The sequence below is a fragment of the Pseudomonas sp. ADAK7 genome (assembly GCF_012935675.1).
GTDB lineage: Bacteria > Pseudomonadota > Gammaproteobacteria > Pseudomonadales > Pseudomonadaceae > Aquipseudomonas.
Map to the genome: position 1 here is coordinate 6781741 of NZ_CP052861.1, position 24231 is coordinate 6805971.

The following is a 24231-nucleotide window of genomic DNA, read 5'->3' on the forward strand; positions in this document are numbered from 1 at the left end:
CTGTTCTCCATGATGTATGGAAACAGTATGGCAAATAAAAAAGGCCCCGCAGCGGCAAAGCTGCGGGGCCTTTTCGTTGAGCGGCGGTGCTTAGAAGTCGATGGTGCCGGACAACTTCGCCACCCGTGGCTCGCCCTGGGTCAAGTAGCCGGCCTGGGCCGATTCCCAGTACTTCTCGTTGGCCAGGTTTTCGATGTTCAGACGCAGGGTGATGTCTTTCTGGTCGACTTTGAAACCATAGCGGGCGCCGGCATCGAAACGGTTCCAGGTCGGCAGGCTGAGGTTGTTCGCCGCGTCGGCGTATTGGCCGCCGGTGCGCAGCATCCGCGCGTTCAGCGCGACGCCTTGCAGGCCCGGCACGTCCCAATCCACGCCAGCGTTGAACTGGAAGGTCGGTACGCCGATGGCACGGTTGCCGTCGGTAGCGCCGTTCTGGGTGTTCTTCAGTTCGGTGTCCATCAGGGTCAGACCACTGATCAGGCGCAGGCCTTCGATCGGTTCGCCGAAGACGTTGAGTTCGACGCCTTTGTTGATCTGTTCACCCTGGCGCACAAACTCCGCCGTGGTCGCGCTGGTGATCACCGAGTAACCATCGCTCGGTTGTTCGATGCGATACACGCCCAGACTGGCGCCGTAGGTGCCCATGTCGACCTTGACGCCGGCTTCGATTTGCTTGGAACGGGCCGGGGCGAACGCCTCGTTGCCATTGGTGACGACGCGGCTGCCGGAGGTGAGCGGCGAGATCGGGCCTTTCGCCAGGCCTTCGATGCGGTTGGCGTAGAACGACACATGCTCCCACGGCTTGAAGACGAGGCCGTAGACCGGTGTGGTGATCGATTCGTCATAGGAAGAGGTGCGGCTGCCGGAACCGTAAGGCGCGTAGCCGTAGCCTTGCATCACCAATTGCTGGCGACGCAGGCCGACGGTCAGCAACAGCCGGTCATCGAAGAAGCCAAGGGTGTCCGACACGGCGGCGCTGCGGGTGAAGGTCTTGCCGACGATGCCCGGGTCGCTCAGGTCGCCGCCCGAGAAGTTGCCGACCGGCGAGGGCGTTTCCACCGGATGGTAGATGTTGTTGGCGTATTTGGTCAGGTCGAAATCGTAGGCGCTGCGCTGCTCGGTCCAGATCCCGGCCAGGCCGAAATTGAGTTTATGGGTGACCGGGCCGGTGGCGAATCGGCCGTTGAGGCCGGCCATGACGCTGGTGTTGTCTTCGTCGTGGGGGATGAACGAGCCGGTGGTGGTCGAGGCGCCGCTGTTGCCCACCAGCGTGGTCGAGTTGTAGCGCCCGACTTCGCGGGTGTGCTTGGCGCCGCCCGCGGCGTAGGCCGTCCAGTTGTCGTTCAGGTCGTACTCGGCGCGCAACATGCCGAAGGTGTCTTCGATGTCGGTGTAACCCCACTTCGGCGCGTAGTTGGTGTCCGCCGATGGCGCATCCGGAATGTGCGTGGCCGTGCCAAGGTTCACGGTGTTGCGGCCACCGTTGACGCGTTCTTTCTGGTAGGCGAAATCACCGGAAATACGCAGGGCGTCACCGCGATAATCGAGGCCGATGGAGAACAGTTTCGAACGCTGGTTTTCGTGGTCGATGCCGGTGTCGCCTTCGCGCTGGGCCAGGTTGACCCGGGCGCCGAAACGGTTGTCTTCACCAAAGCGTTGGCCGAGGTCCAGGTGCTGACCGACGCGGCCTTCGTCATTGATGTCGGTGGTGAAGCGGCGTGTTGGCACGTCACCGGCGCGCTTGGGTTGCAGGTTGACGCCGCCGCCGATGCCGGAGCCGGTCGGGGTCACGCCGTTGATAAAGGCGTTCGGGCCTTTGAACACTTCCACGCGCTCCAGGGCGTCGGTGGAAATGATCTGCCGTGGCAGCACGCCGTACAGGCCGTTGTAGGAAATATCGTCGCCGGTCAGTGGCAAGCCGCGGATCATGAAGATCTGCGCCTGGTTGGAAAAACCGGAAGCCTGGCGCACCGAGGAATCGTTGAGCAATACGTCGGCGACGTCTTCGGCCTGTTGGTCCTGGATCAGTTGTTCGGTGTAGGCGGCCATGGTGAACGGCACGTCCATCATGTCCTGGTTGCCCAGTACACCCAATTGGCCGCCGCGCGCCACCTGACCGCCGGCGAACACCGGGGGCAGGGCGCTCGCCGCTGTCGGGGCCTGGGCGTTGACGTTCACATCGTCCAGCACCAATGCCTTACTGTCATTTTCAGAGGTGGCGGCATGGGCGGTGGCGGACAGGGCGCAAAACAAGGCAAGAAGAGCCGGGCGAAAGGGAGGAGTGAGCATGTTCGATCCTGACGGCGCGCCGCCGATGAGAGAAAGAGATAACGGCGCGCGGAACTCCTTGCGCAAATACGACTCCAGGCGCAAATGATATGTTTTCTCAGTAACGCCCTGCAATAAGTTTGTTATCAGCGACCAGCACAAGGCGCTCTGTAGCAGCTGTCGAGCACCGCGAGGCAGCGTCCGGCGGCGAAGCCGTCGCAAACCCTGCGCACGCGGTTTACCTGACACACCGTGTTGGCTGATTTTACGACGGCTGCGCCGCCGGACGCTGCCTCGCGGTGCTCGACAGCTGCTACTACGGAACAGTGTGGAAGGGTGAGAGTCATAGCCTGCGCCCCACCATTGATCGTATGGTTAACCCGGCTTAAACGGATTTCATGGAGCAACATGCACGCCCACCGATTGATCATCAGCCTCGCAGCCTTACTGGTCCTGGCCGGTTGCGGCACCCGGCAATCCCAGGAAGCACCGCCCCGCAAGCCTGCCGAGGTCAAGGCGCAGATCGTGCGCCTGTTGCCGGCCAAGACTGTCGACCGCGAGGGCTGGGCAACGGACATTTACGCCGCGTTTGCCGCCCAGGACATTTCGCCGACCACGCAAAACCTCTGCGCAGTCCTGGCCGTGACCGAGCAGGAATCGACCTTCCGGGTCGACCCGCCGGTGCCGGGCCTGGGCAAGATCGCCAGGGACGAGATCGACCGCCGCGCCGCCAAGGTGCATATCCCCAGCCTGTTGGTCAGCGGTGCGTTACAGGTCCGTTCGTCCAACGGCAAAAGTTACAGCGACCGCCTCAACGCCGCCCGCAGCGAAAAAGAACTCAGCGCGATTTTCGACGATTTCATCAGCATGGTGCCGATGGGCCGCACCCTGTTCGGCGGTTTCAATCCGGTGCACACCGCCGGGCCGATGCAGGTCAGCATCGAATTCGCCGAGCAACAAGCGCGCGACTATCCGTACCCGGTGCAAGGCACAATTCGACATGAAGTGTTCAGCCGTCGCGGCGGTATGTACTTCGGCATTGCCCATTTGCTCGGTTATCCGGTGAGCTACACCCAGCCGCTGTATCGCTTTGCTGATTTCAATGCCGGGTGGTACGCCAGCCGCAATGCCGCGTTTCAAAATGCCCTGAGCCGTGCGTCGGGCATTCCATTGGCGCTGGACGGTGATTTGATCCGCTACGACTCGATCATGCCCGGCACCACGGAACTGGCGGTGCGCACCCTCGGCAAGCGCTTGGGCATGCGCAATCCGACCATCCGCGATCAACTGGAGAAAGGTAAAACCCTGGAATTCGAGGAGACGCGGCTCTATCAGGAGGTCTTCGCCCTTGCGGACAAGGCCGAAGGCCGGACGTTACCGCGTGCTGTGTTGCCGGGGATTGTGCTGGAAAGCCCGAAGATCACCCGCAAACTCACCACTGCGTGGTTTGCCAAGCGGGTTGATGAGCGGTATCAGCGGTGTATGGCGAAGGGGAAATAAGATCAAAAGATCGCAGGCATAAAAAAACCCGGCGGATAAGGCCGGGTTTTTCGTTGAGTACCGCTGTAACGCCATTCATTCAGGCAACGCGGTTCTGGATCAGGCGATCGGAACCACCTTCAGCGACGCGATTCTGTTGCAGACGATCCGAGCCACCTTCGGCAACACGATTCTGGATCAAACGATCGGAACCACCTTCAGCAACACGATTCTGGATCAAACGATCGGAACCACCTTCGGCAACACGATTCTGGATCAAACGATCCGAGCCACCTTCGGCAACACGATTCTGTTGCAGACGATCCGACCCCCCCTCAGCCACACGGCTTTCAATCAATCGATCCGAGCCGCCTTCAGCGACAGCCTGGTGAGCAGAGGAAGCGGCAAAAGCGTTAACTGCAAAAACCGAGAAAGCGATGCTGAGAAGGATTTGGCGTTTCATGATCGTGTGCTCCGGGGTGTTTATTGGTTGGTATGGAGCGGATGTTACGCCGGGGATTTTTTATGAGAACTTCATTGATGTGATGGTGAACATCGACAGTAATGATGGTTGGCAAGCAGTACCCCTTGCGGTGTGATGGGACGGTCGTCGGCAGGCCCGGGCGGCGCGCAAGGCCGGCATCCAGGTTTTTTACGTGCCGCACCACCGCGCCGAGCCCAATGAACTGGCGTGCTGGAAACACCCCAGCCCCTATCAGCAAGGCGCCAGCCACGCCCAGGTCTTTGCCGTCGGCACTTGGGGCGGGGAGTGGCACCCGGATTTCCAGCCCGAGGCCGGTGACGTGATCGTCAAGGAGCACTGGGGCGGCAGCGGTTTTGCCAACACCGACCTGGAGTACCTGCTCAAACAACACGGGATCGACAGGGTGGTGATCGTGGGGATGCTCGCCAACACCTGCATCGAACCACTGGAAAATTCGCTTCCGAGCTGGGTTACCACGTCACCCTGGTGCGAGACACCACCGCGGCGTTCAGCGCCGAAGCGATGCACGCCGCCCATGAGATCAACGGGCCGACGTATGCCCATTCGATTGTCACGACAGCAGAGTGGGTCGCAGTGCTGGGGTGAGCTGCTCAGATGACTTTCACCGCGCGCCCGATGAACTGAATCGGCCCGGTGGGCTTGCCGATCGGTGAGCCGTTCGCTCCTTCAAGCGTCAGCTCGAAGAGTTGGTTGGGTTGCAGGGGCGGCAGTTTATCCAGCGGCACCGACAGGGTTTGCCCCGGTTTCACCAGCCCCAGCGACACCGGGCCTTGCCAGCCGTCAGCCTTGGTCCAGAACTCCAACGCCTTGTCGGCCGGGACCTCGATGACGCTCAGGGGGATCAGCTGGATTTCCCTCGGGTTGCTGGCCTGGATCACCCAGCCCGGCGCCTTGTCCTGCGGAGCGACAAGCACCACCAAATACGTCGGTTTGACCGTGGCCTGGGTCAGCAGCAATGCGCCAAGCACCAGACTGGCGGCTAAACCGGCCCCGGCGAGCCCGCGCCACAGCGGCAGCAGGTTCCACCAGAAAGCCGTCGCCGCCGCTGGCCGGCTCAAGTCATTGACGCTGCGCTCGATGCGCCGCCACAGGTGCGGGGAGGGTGCGTGCGGCTCGACCAGATCGGTCAGGCCCAGCAATCGACGCTCCCAGGCGTCCACGGCTGCTTGCAACTGAGGTTCATCGCCCAGGCGTTGTTGAACCTCATTGCGCCGCTCCGCCGACAGCGTGCCCAACACATATTCGCTGGCCAGTTCGTCCCGTTCTTCCGGGGTTTCATTCACAGGTCGGGCGGTCATCCCATGCACTCCCGCAAGGCCGTCAGGCTGCGTTTGATCCAGGCTTTCACGGTGCCCAGCGGGGAGCCGAGCCTTTGTGAGATTTGCGCGTGGGTATAGCCGTCGACGTAAGCGTGCAGGATGCAGCTGCGTCGCTCGGGTTCCAGTTGTTCCAGGCAGCGATGAATGCGCCCAGCGTGGTCCAGCGATTCAAAAGGGTTGTGGAGGGCGAGCTCGTTGTCCTCGGTCATGGGTGTCTCGCGGCGATGGTCACGAATGACATTGAGCGCCAGGTGCCGGGTGATGCTGAACATCCAGCCCCGCGCCGAACCCCGCGCCGGATCGAAACCCTTGGCGGCGGACCAGATCTTGATAAACGCATCGTGGACGATGTCCTCGGCCAACGCCGTATCGCCCACCAGACGTTTGGCCACGCCTAAAAGACGTGGGCTTTCCTGCACATATAAATCCTGCAGGGCCTGACGCTCGCCACGCCCGCAGGCGGCCAGATGGGCTTCGTAATCGAAAGAGGGTTCGGGCAAGGACACTGTGCTCAGCCGTCGGTGAGAGCGTGGGGCACGCTGGATTCAATCTAGCAAACAATCCCGAGATGCGCCGGCGCCAGTCGAAACCGGCGCCGACCCAATAGGGCCTTAACTGGCTGCCCAGAAAATATAGTCCGCCTGATATTTCACCACTTCTTGCTTGCCCTTGTTCGCCGCGGTGCATTCGGCACTCGGCGCCACGCCGCCCTTGAGGGCCACGCGCTGGATGTAACTCACGCCGCTCATGGCGCCTTTGCCTTCGGCCGGGTTGGCCTTGACCAGTTGATAGGGCAGGTTACCCGGGCTCGACGGCGCGACCGCCAATTGCGTGCCAGTCACCTTGGACCCGTCCTTGGCTTGCCAGGTGGCGGGCGGGCCGAAATAGGTGCCGACCTGCTTGCCGCTGCGATCGTTGAGCACCGCTTTGGGGCCGACAAAAATCCATTCGGTCTGGCCCACCGCATTGGCCTTGTCCCGACACTCATAGGTAATCTCGCCGACCCCGGTGGTTTCCATCGCGACCTTATGCCCGGCCGGGACTTTGACACTGTCCGGCAACTCGGCTTGGGCGAAGGCAACAGGGATGGCGGCGAACACACCGGCAAGGCACAGCAGCTGTTTGGCGTTCATGAACATCTCTCCATAAATGAGTAAACCGCTCGGCAGCTCAAGGGGCTGCTACAGGTACTACCCACCACGCAGAGATTTGGATGCAGCGTCGCGAAAATAAAATCGGCGCCTAGGCCAAAGCCAATGGTTCATGTGTCTTGGCCAGCCCCGATGCAGCGAGCAACTCCTGGGTATACGGATGCTGCGGTGCCGAAAAAATCTCCCGCGACGAGCCTTGCTCCACCACTTTGCCGTCCTTGACCACGATCAAGTCATGGGCCAGGGCATGCACCACCGCCAGGTCATGGCTGATGAACAAATACGTCAGCCCATGCCGAATCTGCAATTCACGCAGCAATGCCACCACTTGCTTTTGCACCGTGCGATCCAGTGCCGAGGTCGGTTCATCCAGCAGGATCAGCGCCGGTTCCAGCACCAGTGCCCGGGCGATGGAAATACGCTGGCGCTGGCCACCGGAAAACTCATGCGGATAGCGATGACGGCTTTGCGGATCGAGGCCGACTTCCTTCAACACCCGGATCACCGCTGCTTCACGGTCCGCCGCTGTGCCGATGCCATGGGTCAGTAACCCTTCGGCGATGATTTGCTCCACCGACATACGCGGGCTCAGGCTGCCGAACGGGTCCTGAAACACCACTTGCATCTGCCGGCGCAACGGCCGCATCAGCCGTTGATTGAGGATGCTCAACTCCTTGTTGCCGAAGCGGATGCCACCCTCGGACTCCACCAGGCGCAATATCGCTTGGCCGAGGGTGGATTTTCCCGACCCCGACTCACCGACGATGCCCAGCGTCTTGCCGCGATGCAGGCTCAAGCTGACACCGTCCACCGCTTTGATGTACTCCTGCGTGCGGCTGAACAAGGCTTTGGGCAGGGGAAACCAGACCTTGAGGTTGTCCACTTCCAGCAGGTTATGGTTGTACTCGCTGGGCACCGGCGCCCCGGTCGGCTCGGCTTCGATCAACAAGCGGCTGTAGGGATGTTGCGGCGCCCGAAACAGCGTTTCGCAATCCGCCTGCTCGACGATTTCACCCTCGCGCATCACGCACACTCGCTGGGCAATCCGCCGCACCAGATTCAGGTCATGGCTGATCAGCAACAACGACATGCCCAGGCGTTGCTGCAACTCGATCAGCAGCTCCAGAATCTTCTGCTGCACCGTCACATCCAGCGCGGTGGTTGGTTCATCGGCGATCAGCAGTTCCGGCTCGTTGGCCAACGCCATGGCAATCATGACCCGCTGGCGCTGGCCGCCGGACAACTGATGCGGGTAGGCCTTGAGCCGTTTGTGCGGCTCGCGAATGCCCACCAGTTCCAGCAACTCCAGCGTCCGTGCCCGAGCGGCGCGGCCCTTCAAGCCCTTGTGGATTTCCAGCACTTCGTTGACTTGTTTTTCCACGGTGTGCAATGGGTTCAGCGAGGTCATCGGCTCCTGGAAAATCATTGCGATGCGGTTACCGCGCAAGCCACGCAATTGCGCTTCGCTGGCGTGCACCAGATCCACGCCGTTGTAGCGAATGCTGCCCGAGGTGGCGACGGATTTACCTGGCAGCAGCCGCAGGATCGAGTGCGCCGTCACCGACTTGCCCGAGCCCGATTCACCCACCAGCGCCAGGCATTCGCCGCGACGGATATCCAGGTCCAGCCCATGCACCACTTCACGGTCGCCGAAGGCGATGCGCAGGTTGCGGATTTCGATCAGGTTGTCGTTCATCTCAGTTCCTTGGATCAAACGCATCGCGGCAGGCCTCACCGATAAACACCAGCAATGAAAGAATCAGCGCCAAGGCAAAAAACGCCGTCAGCCCCAGCCACGGCGCTTGCAAATTGCGCTTGGCCTGGCCGATCAACTCGCCCAGGGACGCGGTGCCGGCCGGCATGCCGAAGCCGAGAAAATCCAGCGCGGTAAGGGTGGCGATGGCACCGGTCAAAATGAACGGCAGATAGGTCAGGGTCGAGGTCATGGCGTTGGGCAGGATGTGCCGGCGCATCAGTTCGCTGTCGGTCAGGCCCAGGGCCCGCGCAGCTTTCACGTATTCCAGGCTGCGGCCGCGCAAGAACTCGGCGCGCACCACGTCCACCAGCGCCAGCCAGGAAAACAACGCCATGATCCCCAGCAACCACCAGAAGCTCGGCGAGACGAAACCCGACAAGATGATCAGCAGGTACAGCACTGGCAACCCCGACCAAATCTCCAACAATCGCTGGCCGATCAGATCGACCCACCCGCCGTAATAACCCTGCAACGCCCCGGCGCCGATGCCGACCACCGCACTGATGGCGGTCAATACCAAGGCAAACAGAATCGAAATCCGTGTGCCGAAAATCACCCGCGCCAACACGTCCCGGGCCTGGTCATCAGTGCCCAGCCAGTTGCTGGCGGACGGCGGACTGGGGGCCGGTTCGGTCAGGTCATAGTTGACCGTGTCGTAGCTGAACGGAATCGGTGGAAACAGCATCCAGCCACCCTGGCCTTCGATCAGCTTGTGCACGTAGGCACTGGCGTAATCCGGCTGGAACGGCAGCTCGCCGCCGAAGGTGATTTCGTCGTAGTCCTCGATGATCGGGAAGTACCAGGCGCCGTGGTAATGCACGATCAATGGCTTGTCGTTGGCAATCAACTCGCCGCCCAGGCACACCAGGCACAGACCGATAAACAGCCACAACGACCAGCGCCCACGGCGGTTGGCCTTGAAGTGCGCGATACGCCGTTTGCCCAAAGGAGACAATTTGAACATCAGGCAGTCCTCGCGGAGAAGTCGATGCGCGGGTCGAGCAGGGTGTAGCAGAGGTCGCCGATCAGCTTGATCAGCAGCCCGAACAGGGTGAACAGAAACAGCGCGCCGAACACCACCGGGTAGTCCCGGGACACGGCGGCTTCGTAGCTCATGCGCCCGAGGCCATCGAGGTTGAAGATGGTTTCAATCAACAACGAACCGGCGAAAAAAACCTCGATCAACGCCTGAGGGATCCCGGCCACCACCAGCAGCATCGCGTTGCGAAACACATGGCCGTACAACACGCGGCGCTCGGTCAATCCCTTGGCTCGCGCCGTAATCACGTATTGGCGGCTGATCTCGTTGAGGAAACTGTTTTTAGTCAGGATCGTCAGTGTGGCGAAGCCGCCGATCACCAACGCCGTCACCGGCAACACCAGGTGCCACAGGTAATCGCCGACCTTGCCCAAGGGGCTGAGGCTGTCGAAGTTGTCCGAGACCAGTCCTTGCACCGGGAACCAGTTGACGTAGCTGCCGCCGGCAAACACCACGATCAGCAGAATCGCAAACAGAAACGCGGGCATCGCGTAGCCGATGATGATCGCGGTGCTGGTCCAGACGTCGAACGCGCTGCCATTCCTGATCGCTTTGCGCACCCCCAGGGGAATCGAAATCAGGTAGGTGATCAGGGTTGCCCAGAGCCCGAGGGAGATCGATGTCGGCAGTTTTTGCAGGATCAGGTCGGTGACCTTGGCCCCGCGAAAGAAGCTGTTGCCCAGGTCCAGTTGCGCGTAGTTCTTGAGCATCAGCCACAGGCGTTCGTGTATCGGTTTGTCAAAACCGTAGTGGTGCTTGATCTCCTCGATCAGTGCCGGGTCGAGGCCACGGCTGCTGCGCCCGGCACCACCGACGGCGGACAGCTCGCCGCCGCTGCCACCCATGACATTGCCGCCAAAGCCTTGCAAGCGGGCGATGGCCTGTTCCACCGGACCGCCAGGCGCGGCCTGCACGATCAAAAAGTTGACCACCAGAATGCACAGCAATGTCGGGATGATCAGCAGCAAGCGACGACTCATATAGCGCCACATGTCACTGCACCCCTGCGAGTTGGCGCAGGGCGCTCATCTGTTGGTTATCCAAAGGTTTGGCGGCCACTTCCCACCACGTATTCAGGCCTTCGTCGAACGCCGGTTGAGTCGCAGGCATGCCGAAACGGTTTTGATACACCGTCGGCGTGCCTTTGGAGTAGTAGTTGGGAATCATGTAGTAACCCCATTGCAGCACTCGGTCGAGGGCGCGGGCGTAATGCACCATGTCGTCCCGGGAGTTGGACTGGACCAGGCCATCGATCAGCCGATCCACCGCCGGGTTGGCCAGCACCATGGAATTTGAACTGCCGACCTGGGTCGCACTTTGCGAGGCGTAGAGGCTGTAGAGCTCGCGACCGGGGGAGACGATGGGGTCGCCGCTGCGTGGAAAACTGGTGACGATCATGTCGTAGTCCCGGGCGTTGAGGCGGTTGACGTACTGCGCCGAATCGATGCGTCGCAGGTTCAGGGTGATGCCGATCTGCGCCAGGGTTCGCTTGAACGGCAGCAACATGCGGTCGAAACCGCCCTGGCCGTCGAGGAAGGTGAATTCCAACGGCACGCCGGCGGCGTTCACCAGATGATTGTTTTTTGGTGTCCATCCGGCCTCGGCCAACAGCTGAAGGGCCTGCAATTGCTTGTCACGGATGTAGCCGCTGCCATCGGTTTTCGGCGCCTGATAAACCTGGGTGAACACTTCGTCCGGGACCTGTCCGCGCAAGGGTTCGAGAATCGCCAGTTCCCGGGCATCGGGCAGTTCGGTGGCGGCCATTTCACTTTTCGGCCAATAGCTGTTCTGACGCACGTAGAAGCCGCGCATCATCTGCTTGTTGGTCCACTCGAAATCCCACAGCAGGGTCAGGGCCTGGCGCACGCGGCGGTCCTGGAAGATCGGGTTTTGCAGGTTGAACACAAAGCCTTGGGCGGCGGTGGGTTTGGCCGGGGCGAGGATCGACTGCTGCAAACGACCGTCGCGTAGGGCCGGGCTGTCGTAACCGACCACATAACCGGACGACGAGAACTCGCGGTTGTAATCGAATGCGCCGGCCTGCAACAGCTGGCGGGCGACATCGGTGTCGCCGTAAAAATTCACCGTCAGGCTGTCGAAGTTGTACAGCCCGCGGCTGACCGGCAGGTCCTTGCCCCACCAGTTTGGGTCGCGGGCAAAACTGATGCTGCGCCCGGCGTCAACCTTGCTGACCGTGTACGGGCCGCTGCCCAGCGGTGGCTCGAAACCGCCGCCGTTGGCGAAGTCTCGGGTTTTCCACCAATGCTCGGGCACCACGCGCATCGTCGCCAGATCCAGCGCGAGTGTGCGGTTGAGGTTGTTCTTGAAGTTGAAGCGAACCGTTTCCGGGCCTTCGATCACCACGTCCTGGACGTCGGCGTATTGCTGGCGATAACTCAGGCTGCCCTTGGTCATCAGCAACTCGAAGGTGTAGCGCACGTCCTCGGCAGTGATCGGCGTGTTGTCGGCGAAACGGGCCTTTGGGTTGAGGATGAAACGCACCCACAGGCCGTCAGGGTCGCGTTCCATTTGCTGGGCTACAAGGCCGTAGACCGTGTAGGGCTCGTCCAGTGAGCGAAAGGCCAGGGGCGCGTACACCCAATCGTTGACCTGCACCACCGAAATGCCCTGGTCGGCGTACGGCGTGATGTAGTTGTACTGGCCGATCTCCATGGACGCGCGGCTGAGCGATCCACCCTTGGGTGCTTTGGGATCGACGAAATCGAAATGCTGGAAATTGGCCGGGTACTTCGGCTGCTCGCCGTACACCGTCATCGCGTAGCTGCCGGCGGCCAGCGCGGACGCCGCGTTGCAGAGCAGGGCGGCACCGAGCAGCAGACCCGCCACGTTGCGCGTGAATGTCATGAAATCTTTCCTCAAAGCCTGAAAAACCCACGGCGGCCGGCGGGACCACCGTGGGGCGCGAATTCGCAATGAGGTCGGGGAAGGCCGGAGTATTGCGCTCCCCCGACCCTGACTCAGAAGTGGTACGTCATGCGTGCGAACAGCGTGCGGCCCATCGGGTCGGCGTAACGCGGGTCATAACCGCTCTGGAAGGTGTAGGCCTGGTTGGTGAACGGCGGATCGCGGTCGAACACGTTCTTCACCCCGGCGTCGAGGTCCAGCACCTTGTTGAAGGTGTAACCGGCCGACAGGTCCCACAGCGAATACGAAGCGACGCGGTCATAGGTGGTGCGGTCATAGTCGTTGTAGCCGGTGGTGAAGCGGTTGACCAACGAGGCACGTGCCGCGCCCAGGGTCCAGGTGCCGCTCAAGGCATGCTTCCAGCGCGCAATCACGCCATCGCCTTGGAAGTCGCCGACCTTGTCGGTGTACGGGCCTTTGATGGTGCTCTGGAAGTCATAGCGGTCGACATAGGTGCCTTGCAGCCCCAGACCGAACTGACCATAGGGTGTGTTCGGGAAGCGATAGTCGAGGGACACGTCGACACCGCTGGTCTTGACGATGCCCAGGTTGGCATTGCCGGTCACGATGTAGTCCAGTGAACCGTCGGCGTTGCGCACGAAGCGGTCGGTGTAGGCGCCGGATTGATCAAACACGGTGGATTCAGGGAATGGCTGGATCTGGTTGGAGATGTGAATCCACCAGAAGTCGAGGCCCACCGACAGGTCACGGACCGGTTGATAGACAAAGCCCAACGTCACGTTACGCGCCTTTTCCGGGGCCAGGCTCTGGTTGCCGCCGCCCTTGGCGAGGAACTGCTGGCCACAGTCGCGACCGGCGTTGCCGCCCGCTTGCAACACACCGCCGGTACACAGGACCGGGTCGTTGTAGTTGGCCTGGGTGAAGGAGAGGCTTTGCGGGGCGTACAACTCGTACAACGACGGTGCGCGGAAGCCTTCGCTGTAGGCGCCACGGACCACCAGTTCCTTGAGTGGCTGATAACGGAACGAGTATTTCGGGTTGGTGGTGCTGCCAAAATCGCTGTATTTGTCGTGACGCACGGCGGCGGACAGTTCAAGGCTGTCGAGCACCGGCACGTTGATTTCGGCATATGCCGCTTTCACGCTGCGATCGCCGGAAACGCTGGCGGCCGAGTCGGCACCGAGGCTGGAAATATCGTCGACGAATTGTTCGTAGTCCTGGTGGAATTTTTCCTTGCGGTATTCACCACCGAGCGCCAGGCCGGAAGGCCCCGCGCCAAACCAGTCACCGATTTCGCGGCTGACCCGACCGTCGAAGCCGACCACCCGACCGACCGCCGAGGTATACGGTCCGTGGTACATCGCTTGGTCGATGTATTCCTGCCCGGCGCTGCTTTGCGGGCCGAACGGGTTGAGCAGGCCGCTGGCCAGGCCGGCGGTCATCGCCGAGTCGCTGACATAACCGCTGGTGACGCTGGAGATGACTTTGTTCTGGTTGTACGAGGCGCCCGCGTTGTAATCCCAGCCGCCGACCAGGCCGTCGAAGCTCAGGATGAAGCGCTGGGCGGTGTTCTGATCCTTGGATTCCCGAGCCCCTGCGGCCGTTTCGCGCCAGTTCACGTCGACCGGTTGCGTCGGGTCGAGGGTGAAGTCGGTTGGCCCGGGGGTGATGCCGTTGCCCGGGTAGTAGGGCGACGATGAGTCGAGCGTCTGGCCGGTCAATGGCGCCGGCGCGACGGCGGTCGCGTTGTTGTTGCGGGCCCAGAAATATTCGAGGTTGACGTTGTGATCGTCCGCCAGTTTGCCGGTGGCCTTGCCGAAGAACGAGGTCTTCTCGGTTTGCGGAATCAGGTCGATGTAGGAAGACGTCGCGAAGCGGCACACGCCTTGGCGCGACACCAGATTGGGGCCGTTGCAGTTGCTGTTGGCCAACGGGTTGGTGGCGTTGTCACCCTGGCTGTAGTTACCGGGGAATGCGGTGCCGGACGTTTGATCCAGGCCACGTTCAGGCCGGTAAGAGGTGGCGAAGCTGCGGTCCTTGGCTTGCAGGTTTTCCTGCTTGTTGTAGTTGAACACCCCGAGCACATTGAAGCGATCCTGCTCCAGATCGCCGAAGCCCCAACTGGCGCTCATGTCCTTGCTGTTGCCGCCGCCGTCGTGGGTCGGGGTTTCGCCGCCGAAGGTCAACTGGCCGTCGGTCATGGCTTTTTTGGTGATGAAGTTGATCACGCCGCCGATGGCGTCCGTGCCGTAAAGGGCCGAGGCGCCGTCGCGCAGGACCTCCACCCGGTCGATGGCCGCGAAGGGGATCAGGTTCAGATCGACCCCGGCGCCATTGGAGGTGTTGGTGCCGGACAGGGCGTTGTTCGCCAGGCGTCGGCCGTTGAGCAGGATCAGCGTCTTGTTCGCACCGATGCCGCGCATGTCGGCATAGGACGCGCCGCCACTGCCCGAACCGACCGAGCTGGAACTATTGATTACCGACTGACTGCCCGTGACCCGTTGCAGCAACTCGGCAGTGGTGCTCACGCCTTGTTTGCGCAAGTCATCGGCGCGTAGCACGGTAATCGGCACCGCCGTTTCCGCATCGACCCGGCGAATCGCCGAGCCCGTCACTTCCACCCGTTGCAGCTGCGTGGTGGCCGGTGCCACGGCGGCCGGGACGACTTTACTGCTGTCGTCCTCGGTGCCGGCCTCTGCGGCATGCAACGACCCGGCGCTCATCCCCATGGCCACCAGGTACAACGGAACAAAACGGTGACGTTGAATCATCGCCACCAACGGCTTGAGCGTGAAACGCGGAGTGTTCATCAGCATGGTTATTTCCGACTTTATTAGACGTTTATCGAAATGGCCTTGTGAGCCCTCATTGCTCCGGCATCGGTGGTACCGCGCGCGGAAAACCACTTTCTTCAAGCAAGCCGATCCCCTCCGAAGACGCGGTGCGTTTTTTCGGTCGGCTGATTGCGACGGGAATCAACGAACGGTGCCGGGCGACACCCTCACTGCACGCCCGGCACCGGACTCAGCGGGTGGTCATCACCGATATCTTGGTAATGCCCGAGCGCTCGATCGAGGCCATGGCTTTGGCCACCTGGCCGTAATTGACCGCGGAGTCGGCCTGCAACTGCACGCGGACCTCGCTGTCCTTGGCCTTGACCTCCTTGAGGCTGGCCTCCAGGGACTCGGGCGCGACCTCGGTCTTGGCCAGGTAAAACTTGCCGTCCTGATCGACGCTGACCACCACCGGGTCTTTCTTTTCGGCGGGGGCCACGGCATCGGTTTTCGGCAAGTTGACCTTGATCGCGTTGGTCATCAGCGGCGCGGTGACGATGAACACCACCAGCAGCACGAGCATCACGTCCACCAGCGGCGTGACGTTCATTTCGCTGAGCACTTCATCGCTGTCTTGAGTGGAAAAGGACATTAGCTGGCCTCCCGCACGGCGGCTGTGGTTTTGCTGGCGATGGCCTGGCGAGTGATGGAAAACGCGCTGCGCGAGGCGAGGGCGTCGAAGTCGTGGGCGAAGTCATCCATGTCCGCCGAGGCGAGTTTCAAGCGGCGCAGGAAGAAGTTGTAAATCAGCACCGCCGGCACCGCGACGGCGATGCCGACGCCGGTGGCGATCAGCGCGTGACCGATGGGCCCGGCCACGGTTTCCAGGCTGGCGGAACCGCTGGCACCGATGCTTTGCAGGGCTTCCATAATCCCCCATACGGTGCCGAACAAACCAATGAACGGCGCGGTGCTGCCAATACTGGCGAGAATCGCCTGGCCGTTTTCCAGGGAGCGGCGTTCCTTCTGGATCTGCTGGCGCAGGTTGCGTTCCAGACGGTCAGAGCGGTTGATGGTGTGGGCCAGTTGCTGGGTGGTACGCGGCGATTCGTCGACCAGCAAGGCTTCAAAACCGCTGCTGGCGATCCGCGCCAAAGAGCCCGGGTATTGGCTGGCGTGCTCGGCGGCGGTGAGCAGATCCGGCGCGCCCCAGAAGGCTTTGCTGAACTGTTTGTTCTGGGATTTCTGCCGCAGGTATTGCGCGGACTTGACCAGCAAAATCGCCCAGCTGACCACGGAAAACAGCACCAGGCCCCAGAGCACGCCGGGGACAATCATCGAAGAGAGTGAATCGTTCATGGCTACACCTCGCTTGCATTAATCGGTTATGAGTTCAGTTCGTTGCGCCGTTACTGGGGCAATTTGAAGTCGATGGTTTGGGTAGCGAAGCCGTCGATGGGCGTGTCGCCGCGTTTGGCCGGGATAAACTTCCAGGCTTTCACCGCCGCGACCGCTGCCTCGTCCAGTTGGGGCTTGCCGCTGGATTTGGTCACCGTCACCGCGCCGGCACGTCCGTTGGCCAGCACCTGAATACGCAGTACAACGGTGCCTTCCCAGCTCCGGCGCAACGCCAGGGACGGGTATTGCGGCGGCGGGTTACCGAGGCTGGCGAGGCCGGAAACGGCGGCCGACTCTTTCACCGGGCCGGGGGCGGCGGCGGGTGCCGGTGGCGCGCTCGGCGTCGAAGGAGCGGCGGGTGCTGCCGGTTGAGCGGGGGCGGGTGGGGCTTTCGGCGGCTCGACTTTTTTCACCGGTTTGGGCTTTTCCACCGGTTTCGGTTTTTCGATGGGCTTGGGTTTCTCCACCGGTTTGGGCGGCGGCTTGAGCGCATCCTCATCCTCCACCGGCTGCTCGGGTTCAGGCGGCGGAGGCGGCGGTTCCGGGGTCGGCGGCGCGGGAGGCGTCGGGCTGGTGAGCTCGACGGTCATCTCTGGAATTTCGGGAGGCGTGGGCAGCGGTTCGGCCTTGGCCTGCTGGAAAAACCACCAGGCACCGCCATGTATCAGCGCTGATACCGCCACCAGCAACAGCACCTGTTGCTTGCTCAACCCACCGGGTTTCGAGGTGTTGCTTTTATAGGGAAGACTGCCCGATGCCGGCAAGATCGGATCATCCCGTAACGGCCCCGGCAGGGTTCTGTGCTTTACCGCATCGTTCATTAAAGCTCCCTCGGGTAGATGAAGGGCAATAAGGTGCCGTGCGAACATTGGTGCAATGTTCGAGTGTTTTATTTCAACCTTTTCAAGGGTGTGCGCAAGCCGATAGTTGGACTATCTATTGAAACGGTTTGCGCAGATTACTGGCTCAGCGCCATCGACTTCGTCTGTTCATTATCATTTCCCTGATTGATCTCTTATTGGGTGAGGCGGCTAATGTATCGACGCTGTCTCATGTTCGTTACATAGCAACCGCTGTGCCAAATATTGCTGTCCGGTTGGACGATTATTTCAGCAACGTTACCCATGTCGCATTTATATAAGTTTTACGAGGTGACTCGCTTATTGCTGACAAAGCCTGGCCGTTCACCTCTAAAAGCTGTGCTTTTTCAGGGGCGAGTGTTGCCGGTCGCCATGTTCCGTTAATCAGCGGAACAGAGCGGCTGCGGGCCTGTGCGTCAATGCACGCAATGGTGCGCGACGGTTTGATTTGGTGCGTGTCAGTGTTTTAGCGGGTCACCGGGCTATTCCTCGTTTTTGTCCAAATGAAATCGGTAGCTGCCAGCAACATGAGTTAAACGCGCAGGGACACTTTTGGTGCGTTTATTAAAACTAACTTTTAAGCGCGACGGCGGTATGTAAATGGTTCGGGCAAGTTATTGTCGGACAATATCCAGCGATCGATCATTAACTTGCCAGGTATGTAATATTTAAAAAATAATTAGCACTGCCCTGTCGGCGAGTGCAATCGCCAAACAAGGAGCGCGGTGACGCAATTCAGGTAATAAAGTAATCGCGAAGAGTACTGAGAGGGAAACGCGGCATAACGCTGGAGCGGTTGGCCAGGACAGGCCTTGATGACGTTTGAAGATTCACGCTGTGATTTCCTTATTGCCAGCCTGGACGCACGAACTTCTGGTTCGGCATCGCACCTTATAAGAACGCGGATAGCGTCCAATGATTGCTCTTGGTGCGGGGTGAGCACCGCAAGCGCTGTTTTGCGAGGTTAGGTATTCGCAAGCAGCGGGTGCATGGAAAAGACGTGCCAACGCTGATACACAGGTAAGAAATTTTCTACAAGGGTGCCCAACGCCCTGTGCCCGTAGCAGCTGCCTCGCGGTGCTCGACAGCTGCTACCTACACAAAGAGCGTCAGAAATCGCTTTGGTTGGGATGATTCTGTTCGATCACCGCCAAATACTGTTCAAGCGTGCCGCCATTCAACGGTTTGAACAGGATGTCCGCGGTATGGATCAGCCAGCCCACCTGTACGCCTTCGTTCGTTCGAACGTGCTTGAAACCCTGTTCACGCCAAAAGTGCCCGTCTCGGGGGTTGTTATGCACTTCACACACGCGCAACCAGTCGGCGCCCTGTGAGCGGGCCCAGGTTTCAAAGTCGTGATAGAGCGCCTGCGCGATGCCGGAGTCGTGCAGATCTGTGGCCACGAGTAACCTGCCGATGTGCCACAACTTCGGCGCCACCAAGTCCGTTACGAATTGCAGCACTGCCACCAACGGCGCGCCGGCGGGTTGATAGCCCAGCATCCAGTTTTCGCTGTAGTTCCAGCCTGGCGGCAGCTCGCCGAGCAATTCCTCTTCCGCCTGTTCGAGGGTGGCCGGTCCACCTTCCACGAGCATAAAGTAGTCTGGGTTAGCCTCGAAAAATGCGTACAGAAGCGGGGCATCTTCCAGGGTCAGTTTGCGGACGCCGAGACCGGCCACCGAACAGGTTGGAGTTGATAATTCGGACATTTTCGACTCCCGGCTCACACGCGACGACGCACAAATTTGCGCCACAGCCACACCCACAGCATCACCAGCGGGAAGGCGAGGATCAGGAACGGCAAGGCATAACTGCCTTTCTCCAATGCATCGACGGCGCCATCGGCCAGGTTATCCAGCACGTTGCTGAACGCCTCGCTCAGGTGCGACGAGCGGCTGCTGGCGCCAGTCGGCTGGAACGATAGCGTGACTCGGTTGGTGTCGAGTCGGCGCTGATGCCCGGCGGCAACCTGGGCCAGGGCTTGCAGGTCGTTCTCGATGCCGGCCTGTTCCTTGCTCAGGGCGATCAGGTCGGTGACGCTGATGTCTTTGCGGCTGGCCAGTTGGTCCAGGCGCTGTTGCTGGGCCTTGAGCCGTTCCTGACGGCGGCGGGTGTCGTCCACGGCATCGGCCAGGTCTTCGGCGCTGGTGATCCGCTGGCCCATTTCGCCGCCCTCGGCAGCCATGGCGACCAACGGCTCGACGCCGGCAGGGGCGATGCGCAAGGTGATCTCGGCGCGGCCGGCGCCTTGCTCGATGCGCAACACGTTACAGGCACCGAAACGAGCGGTTTCGCAGGCCTCGCGGGTGGCTTGCAGGCGCGGCACGATTTGCGCTTGTGGCAGCATGAATTGCACATCATGCTCATAGGCGAGCATCGCGCCGCCGCGTCCCTGTTCACCGGCTAGACTGGCCGATGACGACCGTTCGCTCGGCGAGCAGCCGCTCAGGGCCAGGCAGGCCAGTACAAACCAATAGACGCGAGGCATTGAGGCAGGTTTGCCATCCGGTTGGCGCATGTTCTTTCCCTTGAAGTGTGCAGCGGGACGTCAACAGTGCGTCCCGGGGTGCGCATCTTACCTGCTTCAATGGGTCAAATGGCAGGGAACATGCGCCCGTGGCCAGCCGTCTACCGACTGACTGTTTGTTCGCCGGGAGGGCGCGACATGTATCAGCTTTACGGACATCAGAATTCCGGCGCGGCGGCCATCGAAGCGGCCCTCGAACTCTGCGCGATCCCTTATCGCTTCATCGACGTGGCCGCCGCGGCCGAGGCCACTCATGCGCTGGAAAAACTCAACCCGCTCAAGCAAATTCCGACCCTGGAGCTGCCCGATGGCAGCATCCTCACCGAGAGCGCGGCGATCCTGATTCACCTGGGGCTGACGTTTCCCTCGTCGGGCCTGCTGCCGGATGACCCGGCAGAACGGGATCAGGCGATTCGCGGCCTGGTGTACATCGTCAGCAATTGTTATGCGGCCATCGGCATCATCGATTACCCCGAGCGCTGGCTGGCCGGGGCCGACGAGTCGTCGAGGGAAAACCTCATGGCCGGCGCCCGCGCCCGGCTGCACTGGAGTTGGGAAGTGTTTGCCGATCAGTTTTCCGGTGAGCTGTACCTGAACGATGAGACGCCCGGCGCGCTGGATGTGCTGGCGGCGGTAGTGACGCGCTGGGCCGGGACTCGGGAACATTTGCGCCATGCACGGCCGGGTTTTTTCGCCTGGTTGATGCGTATTGATCGGCATCCGACGCTGGCGCCAGTCTTCGCCCGGCATTGGCCTACCTGAATCTACCGCAACCCCCGTAGGAGCAAGCTTTGCTCCTACGGGGGGAACATTATTCCCCGCGAATGTACTGCTCCAACTGGCGAATCAATTCCGCCTGTTCGGCAATCGCTTCCTTGACCAGGTCGCCGATCGACAGCAAACCGATCAACTGGCCGTTTTCCACCACCGGCAAGTGGCGCAGGCGTTTGTCGGACATGATGCCCATGCAGGTTTCGACGGTTTGGTGAGTGTCCACGGTGATCACTGGCGAGACCATGATGTCTTCGACCGGCGTGCCGACCGAGGAGCGGCCCTTGAGCACCAGTTTGCGCGCATAGTCACGTTCGCTGATGATGCCGACGACCTCGCCATTCCTCAGCACCGGCAACGCGCCGACGTTCTTCGCGGCCATGACCATCAGCGCTTCGAGCACCATTTGATGCGGCGCAATGGTGTGGACTTCCTGATTTTGCTGGGCCTTTAACTTGAGCAGTTGGGCGACGGTTTTCATGGCAGCTTCTCTAGGTGTTGTCGTTGTTCTTGAAGAATCGTAGACGCAGACGCGCAGGGCAAGGCAGAAAGCGGCAGATAACACGCAAAAAGCGCCATTTGCTGGTTTTTCTTCGGTAATCCTCGTGTCACCGCACGAAAACTGACTAGTGGCGAGGGGGCTATCGGTCGTCAATCACGCGTAGAATCCCCCTCTGAATCAGTTTCGAGGTTGCAGTGGTGGATTTACAGCAGGGCTTCGTCCTGACCCGGCATTGGCGCGACACCCCGGCCGGCACGGAAGTCGAGTTCTGGCTGGCGACCGATGCCGGTCCCCGGCGCATCCGCCTGCCTCATCAGCCGTCGGTAGCCTTCATCCCGGCCGAGCAGCGCGAGCAGGCCGAAACCGTGCTGCGTGGAGAAAAGAACGTCGAACTGCGGCCCCTGGCCCTGCTCGACTTCGAACATCGCCCGGTGCTCGGCCTCTACTGTCAGCAACACGGTCAGTTGATGCGCCTGGAAACCGCGCTGCGCAAGGCCGGCGTCGAGATGTTCGAAGGCGACGTGCGCCCGCCCGAGCGCTACATGATGGAACGCTTCATCACCGCCCCCGTGCAATTCGGCGGCACGCCCAGCGCCGACGGTTTGCTGCTCGACGCGCAAATGAAACCGGCTCCCGGCTACCGGCCGAATTTGCGCCTGGTCTCCCTCGACATCGAAACCACCGCCCAGGGCGAACTGTATTCCATCGCCCTGGAAGGCTGCGGCGAGCGTCAGGTGTACATGCTCGGCCCGCCCAACGGTGACGCTAGCGCGGTGGATTTCCAGCTCGAATACTGCGACAGCCGAACCCTGCTGCTGAAAAAACTCAACGACTGGTTCGCCCGCCACGACCCCGACGCGATCATTGGCTGGAACGTTGTGCAGTTCGACCTGCGAGTGCTGCACGAACACGCCCGGCGCCTCGCGGTGCCGCTGAAGCTGGGGCGTGGCGGCGAAGAAATGCAGTGGCGCGAACACGGCAGCCGTAACCATTACTTCGCCGCGGCCGCCGGGCGCTTGATCATCGACGGCATCGAATCCCTGCGTTCGGCGACCTGGAGTTTCCCTTCGTTCAGCCTGGAAAACGTCGCGCAAACCCTGCTCGGCGAAGGCAAGGCGATCAGCACGCCGTACCAGCGCATGGACGAAATCAACCGCATGTTCGCCGAGGACAAACCGGCGCTGGCCACCTACAACCTCAAGGACTGCGAACTGGTCACGCGGATCTTCGCCAAGACCGAGTTGCTGACCTTCCTGCTGGAACGGGCCAGCGTCACCGGGTTGCCGGCGGACCGCAGCGGCGGCTCGGTGGCGGCGTTCACCCATTTGTATATGCCGCTGATGCACCGCCAGGGCTTCGTCGCGCCGAACCTCGGCGGCAAGCCACCCGAGGCCAGCCCCGGCGGATTCGTGATGGACTCGCAACCGGGTTTGTACGAGTCAGTGCTGGTGCTCGACTACAAGAGTCTTTATCCATCGATCATCCGCACCTTCCTCATTGACCCGGTGGGCTTGATCGAAGGCCTCAAACATCCGGATGACAGCGAATCAGTGCCAGGTTTTCGCGGCGCCCGGTTTTCCCGCACAAGGCATTGCCTGCCGGCCATCGTCGCCCGGGTCGCCGAAGGGCGCGAAACCGCCAAGCGTGAACACAACGCGCCGCTGTCCCAAGCCCTGAAAATCATCATGAACGCCTTCTACGGCGTGCTCGGTTCCAGTGGTTGCCGGTTCTTCGATACGCGGCTGGCCTCGTCGATTACCTTGCGTGGCCACGAGATCATGCTGCGCACCCGGCAGTTGATCGAAGCCCAGGGCCACGCGGTGATTTACGGTGACACCGACTCGACCTTCGTCTGGCTGCGCCGCGCCCACGGCCAGCAAGAAGCGGCGCAAATCGGCCGCGCCTTGGTGGATCACGTCAATCAGTGGTGGCGCGAGCATGTAAAGCAAGAATACGGCCTGGAAAGTGCGCTGGAGTTGCAGTTCGAAACCCACTACAAACGCTTCCTGATGCCGACCATTCGTGGGGCAGAGGAGGGCAGCAAGAAGCGCTACGCCGGGCTGGTCACCCGCGCCGACGGCACCGACGAAATGATCTACAAAGGCCTGGAGACCGTGCGCACCGACTGGTCGTTGCTGGCCCGGCAATTTCAGCAGGAGTTGTATACGCGGATCTTCCATCGCCAGCCGTATCAGGACTATGTCCGCGATTACGTGCGCAAGACCCTGGCCGGTGAGTTCGACGAGCGCCTGGTCTACCGCAAGCGCCTGCGTCGCACCCTCGACGACTATGAGCGCAACGTGCCGCCGCATGTGCGGGCGGCGCGGATGGCCGACGCCTATAACGATGAGCAGGGGCGTCCGCGGCAATACCAGAATGGCGGCTGGATCAGTTACGTGATCACCGTCGCCGGGCCCGAACCGCTGGAGATCCGCAGTGCGCCCATCGACTACGACCACTATGTGACACGGCAACTGCAACCGGTGGCCGACGCGATCCTGCCCTTTGTCGATGACGACTTCTCAACCCTGATCGGTGGGCAGCTTGGCTTGTTTTAAGTCCAGCAGCGACAGCGTCCAGTCATCCTGTATGCCGTGGAAATAGCGCTCCAGCGCTTGATGGAACAGGCTGCCCTCGGGGGCGATCTGGGCAAACAGGGTCATGGAAGAGTGAAACTTGAGGTCATCGGGGTGGCCGAAGATTTCGGCGATCGAGCGGTTTTCCAGGTTCAACACCAACTGGGTGCAGGCGCGCAGGCGTGGACCCAGCAGAGGGTGATTGAGGTACGCCGCCGCTTCTTCGGCGGAACGAATGGCGAAGTAACGCGACATCTCGCTGCCACCCAGCCCGCCAATCTGCGGAAAAATGAACCACATCCAGTGCCGGCGCTTCTTGCCGGCGCGCAGTTCCTCTTGAACTCTTTCGAACACCGGGTCCTGTGCCTGGACAAAGCGGGGCAGATTGAACGCGTCGAGCGGATCGGTGCTTCTCATTCC

General features: G+C 61.3%; 21 protein-coding genes and 1 pseudogene. 5 read left to right on the forward strand and 17 right to left on the reverse strand.

The features are described from left to right. Positions 1-90: 90 nt before the first annotated feature. Positions 91-2289, reverse strand: a complete 2199-nt coding sequence (locus tag HKK53_RS30975; protein WP_169373900.1) for a TonB-dependent receptor — start codon at positions 2287-2289, stop codon at positions 91-93. Between the two features lie 387 nt (positions 2290-2676). On the opposite strand from HKK53_RS30975, the gene HKK53_RS30980 reads away from it, so the two are divergent. Continuing rightward, complete coding sequence (locus HKK53_RS30980) at positions 2677-3768, forward strand: DUF1615 domain-containing protein (RefSeq protein ID WP_169373901.1); 1092 nt, start codon at positions 2677-2679, stop codon at positions 3766-3768. A 79-nt stretch (positions 3769-3847) separates the two neighbouring features. On the opposite strand, the gene HKK53_RS30985 is transcribed toward HKK53_RS30980, so the two are convergent. Further along, entirely contained in the window at positions 3848-4210 is a 363-nt protein-coding gene (locus tag HKK53_RS30985) for a hypothetical protein (RefSeq protein ID WP_169373902.1), read from the reverse strand. Between HKK53_RS30985 and HKK53_RS30990 the strand changes: the two genes are divergently transcribed. Both HKK53_RS30990 and HKK53_RS30995 read left to right on the forward strand, forming a co-directional pair. Then, positions 4209-4346, forward strand: coding sequence for a hypothetical protein (locus HKK53_RS30990; RefSeq protein WP_169373903.1), 138 nt, complete (start codon positions 4209-4211; stop codon positions 4344-4346). The two genes, HKK53_RS30985 and HKK53_RS30990, sit on opposite strands and share 2 nt — an antisense overlap. Positions 4347-4367: 21 nt before the next feature. Next, positions 4368-4837, forward strand: a pseudogene (locus tag HKK53_RS30995) (isochorismatase family cysteine hydrolase); the annotation flags it as partial. A 5-nt stretch (positions 4838-4842) separates the two neighbouring features. Here HKK53_RS30995 and HKK53_RS31000 read toward each other — a convergent pair. The 13 genes from HKK53_RS31000 to HKK53_RS31060 form a co-directional block, all read right to left on the reverse strand. Continuing rightward, a complete protein-coding gene (locus tag HKK53_RS31000) occupies positions 4843-5550 on the reverse strand; it encodes an anti-sigma factor (RefSeq protein WP_169373904.1) in 708 nt (235 codons plus the stop codon). Further along, positions 5547-6077 (reverse strand): sigma-70 family RNA polymerase sigma factor, encoded by a 531-nt coding sequence (locus HKK53_RS31005; protein ID WP_169373905.1) that lies wholly within the window; start codon positions 6075-6077, stop codon positions 5547-5549. The genes HKK53_RS31000 and HKK53_RS31005 overlap by 4 nt, the downstream gene beginning before the upstream one ends. Positions 6078-6182: 105 nt before the next feature. Further along, positions 6183-6704, reverse strand: coding sequence for a DUF3455 domain-containing protein (locus tag HKK53_RS31010; protein WP_169373906.1), 522 nt, complete (start codon positions 6702-6704; stop codon positions 6183-6185). 109 nt (positions 6705-6813) lie between these two features. Further along, positions 6814-8418: an ABC transporter ATP-binding protein gene (locus HKK53_RS31015; RefSeq protein ID WP_169373907.1), complete on the reverse strand. Its 1605-nt coding sequence runs from the start codon at positions 8416-8418 to the stop codon at positions 6814-6816. Position 8419: 1 nt separating this feature from the next. Further along, positions 8420-9442: an ABC transporter permease gene (locus tag HKK53_RS31020; protein WP_169373908.1), complete on the reverse strand. Its 1023-nt coding sequence runs from the start codon at positions 9440-9442 to the stop codon at positions 8420-8422. Continuing rightward, a complete protein-coding gene (locus HKK53_RS31025) occupies positions 9442-10509 on the reverse strand; it encodes a microcin C ABC transporter permease YejB (protein ID WP_169373909.1) in 1068 nt (355 codons plus the stop codon). Before HKK53_RS31025 ends, HKK53_RS31020 begins: the two co-directional genes overlap by 1 nt. 1 nt (position 10510) lies before the next feature. Next, positions 10511-12382 carry an extracellular solute-binding protein gene (locus HKK53_RS31030; RefSeq protein ID WP_169373910.1) on the reverse strand — a complete coding sequence of 624 codons (1872 nt, stop codon included), beginning with the start codon at positions 12380-12382 and terminating at the stop codon, positions 10511-10513. Between the two features lie 113 nt (positions 12383-12495). After that, the gene (locus HKK53_RS31035; RefSeq protein WP_169373911.1) at positions 12496-15219 is read right to left on the reverse strand and encodes a TonB-dependent receptor; all 2724 of its coding nucleotides are present in this window, start codon (positions 15217-15219) and stop codon (positions 12496-12498) included. 208 nt (positions 15220-15427) lie between these two features. Further along, on the reverse strand, positions 15428-15829 hold the full coding sequence (locus HKK53_RS31040; protein ID WP_169373912.1) for an ExbD/TolR family protein: 402 nt from the start codon (positions 15827-15829) through the stop codon (positions 15428-15430). Continuing rightward, on the reverse strand, positions 15829-16536 hold the full coding sequence (locus tag HKK53_RS31045) for a MotA/TolQ/ExbB proton channel family protein (protein ID WP_169373913.1): 708 nt from the start codon (positions 16534-16536) through the stop codon (positions 15829-15831). The genes HKK53_RS31040 and HKK53_RS31045 overlap by 1 nt, the downstream gene beginning before the upstream one ends. Before the next feature lie 50 nt (positions 16537-16586). Beyond that, entirely contained in the window at positions 16587-17396 is an 810-nt protein-coding gene (locus HKK53_RS31050; protein WP_169373914.1) for a TonB family protein, read from the reverse strand. A 1148-nt stretch (positions 17397-18544) separates the two neighbouring features. Then, positions 18545-19144, reverse strand: coding sequence for a GNAT family N-acetyltransferase (locus HKK53_RS31055; protein WP_169373915.1), 600 nt, complete (start codon positions 19142-19144; stop codon positions 18545-18547). Between the two features lie 14 nt (positions 19145-19158). After that, positions 19159-19953: a DUF4349 domain-containing protein gene (locus HKK53_RS31060; protein ID WP_169373916.1), complete on the reverse strand. Its 795-nt coding sequence runs from the start codon at positions 19951-19953 to the stop codon at positions 19159-19161. A gap of 147 nt (positions 19954-20100) precedes the next feature. Here HKK53_RS31060 and HKK53_RS31065 point away from each other — a divergent pair, with 147 nt between their 5' ends. After that, on the forward strand, positions 20101-20724 hold the full coding sequence (locus tag HKK53_RS31065; RefSeq protein WP_169373917.1) for a glutathione S-transferase N-terminal domain-containing protein: 624 nt from the start codon (positions 20101-20103) through the stop codon (positions 20722-20724). A 49-nt stretch (positions 20725-20773) separates the two neighbouring features. On the opposite strand, the gene HKK53_RS31070 is transcribed toward HKK53_RS31065, so the two are convergent. After that, positions 20774-21214 (reverse strand): CBS domain-containing protein, encoded by a 441-nt coding sequence (locus HKK53_RS31070; RefSeq protein WP_169373918.1) that lies wholly within the window; start codon positions 21212-21214, stop codon positions 20774-20776. Positions 21215-21432: 218 nt separating this feature from the next. On the opposite strand from HKK53_RS31070, the gene HKK53_RS31075 reads away from it, so the two are divergent. Further along, a complete protein-coding gene (locus HKK53_RS31075; protein WP_169373919.1) occupies positions 21433-23793 on the forward strand; it encodes a DNA polymerase II in 2361 nt (786 codons plus the stop codon). Here HKK53_RS31075 and HKK53_RS31080 read toward each other — a convergent pair. Continuing rightward, positions 23758-24228, reverse strand: a complete 471-nt coding sequence (locus tag HKK53_RS31080; protein WP_169373920.1) for a DUF1810 domain-containing protein — start codon at positions 24226-24228, stop codon at positions 23758-23760. The two genes, HKK53_RS31075 and HKK53_RS31080, sit on opposite strands and share 36 nt — an antisense overlap. Positions 24229-24231 lie beyond the last annotated feature (3 nt).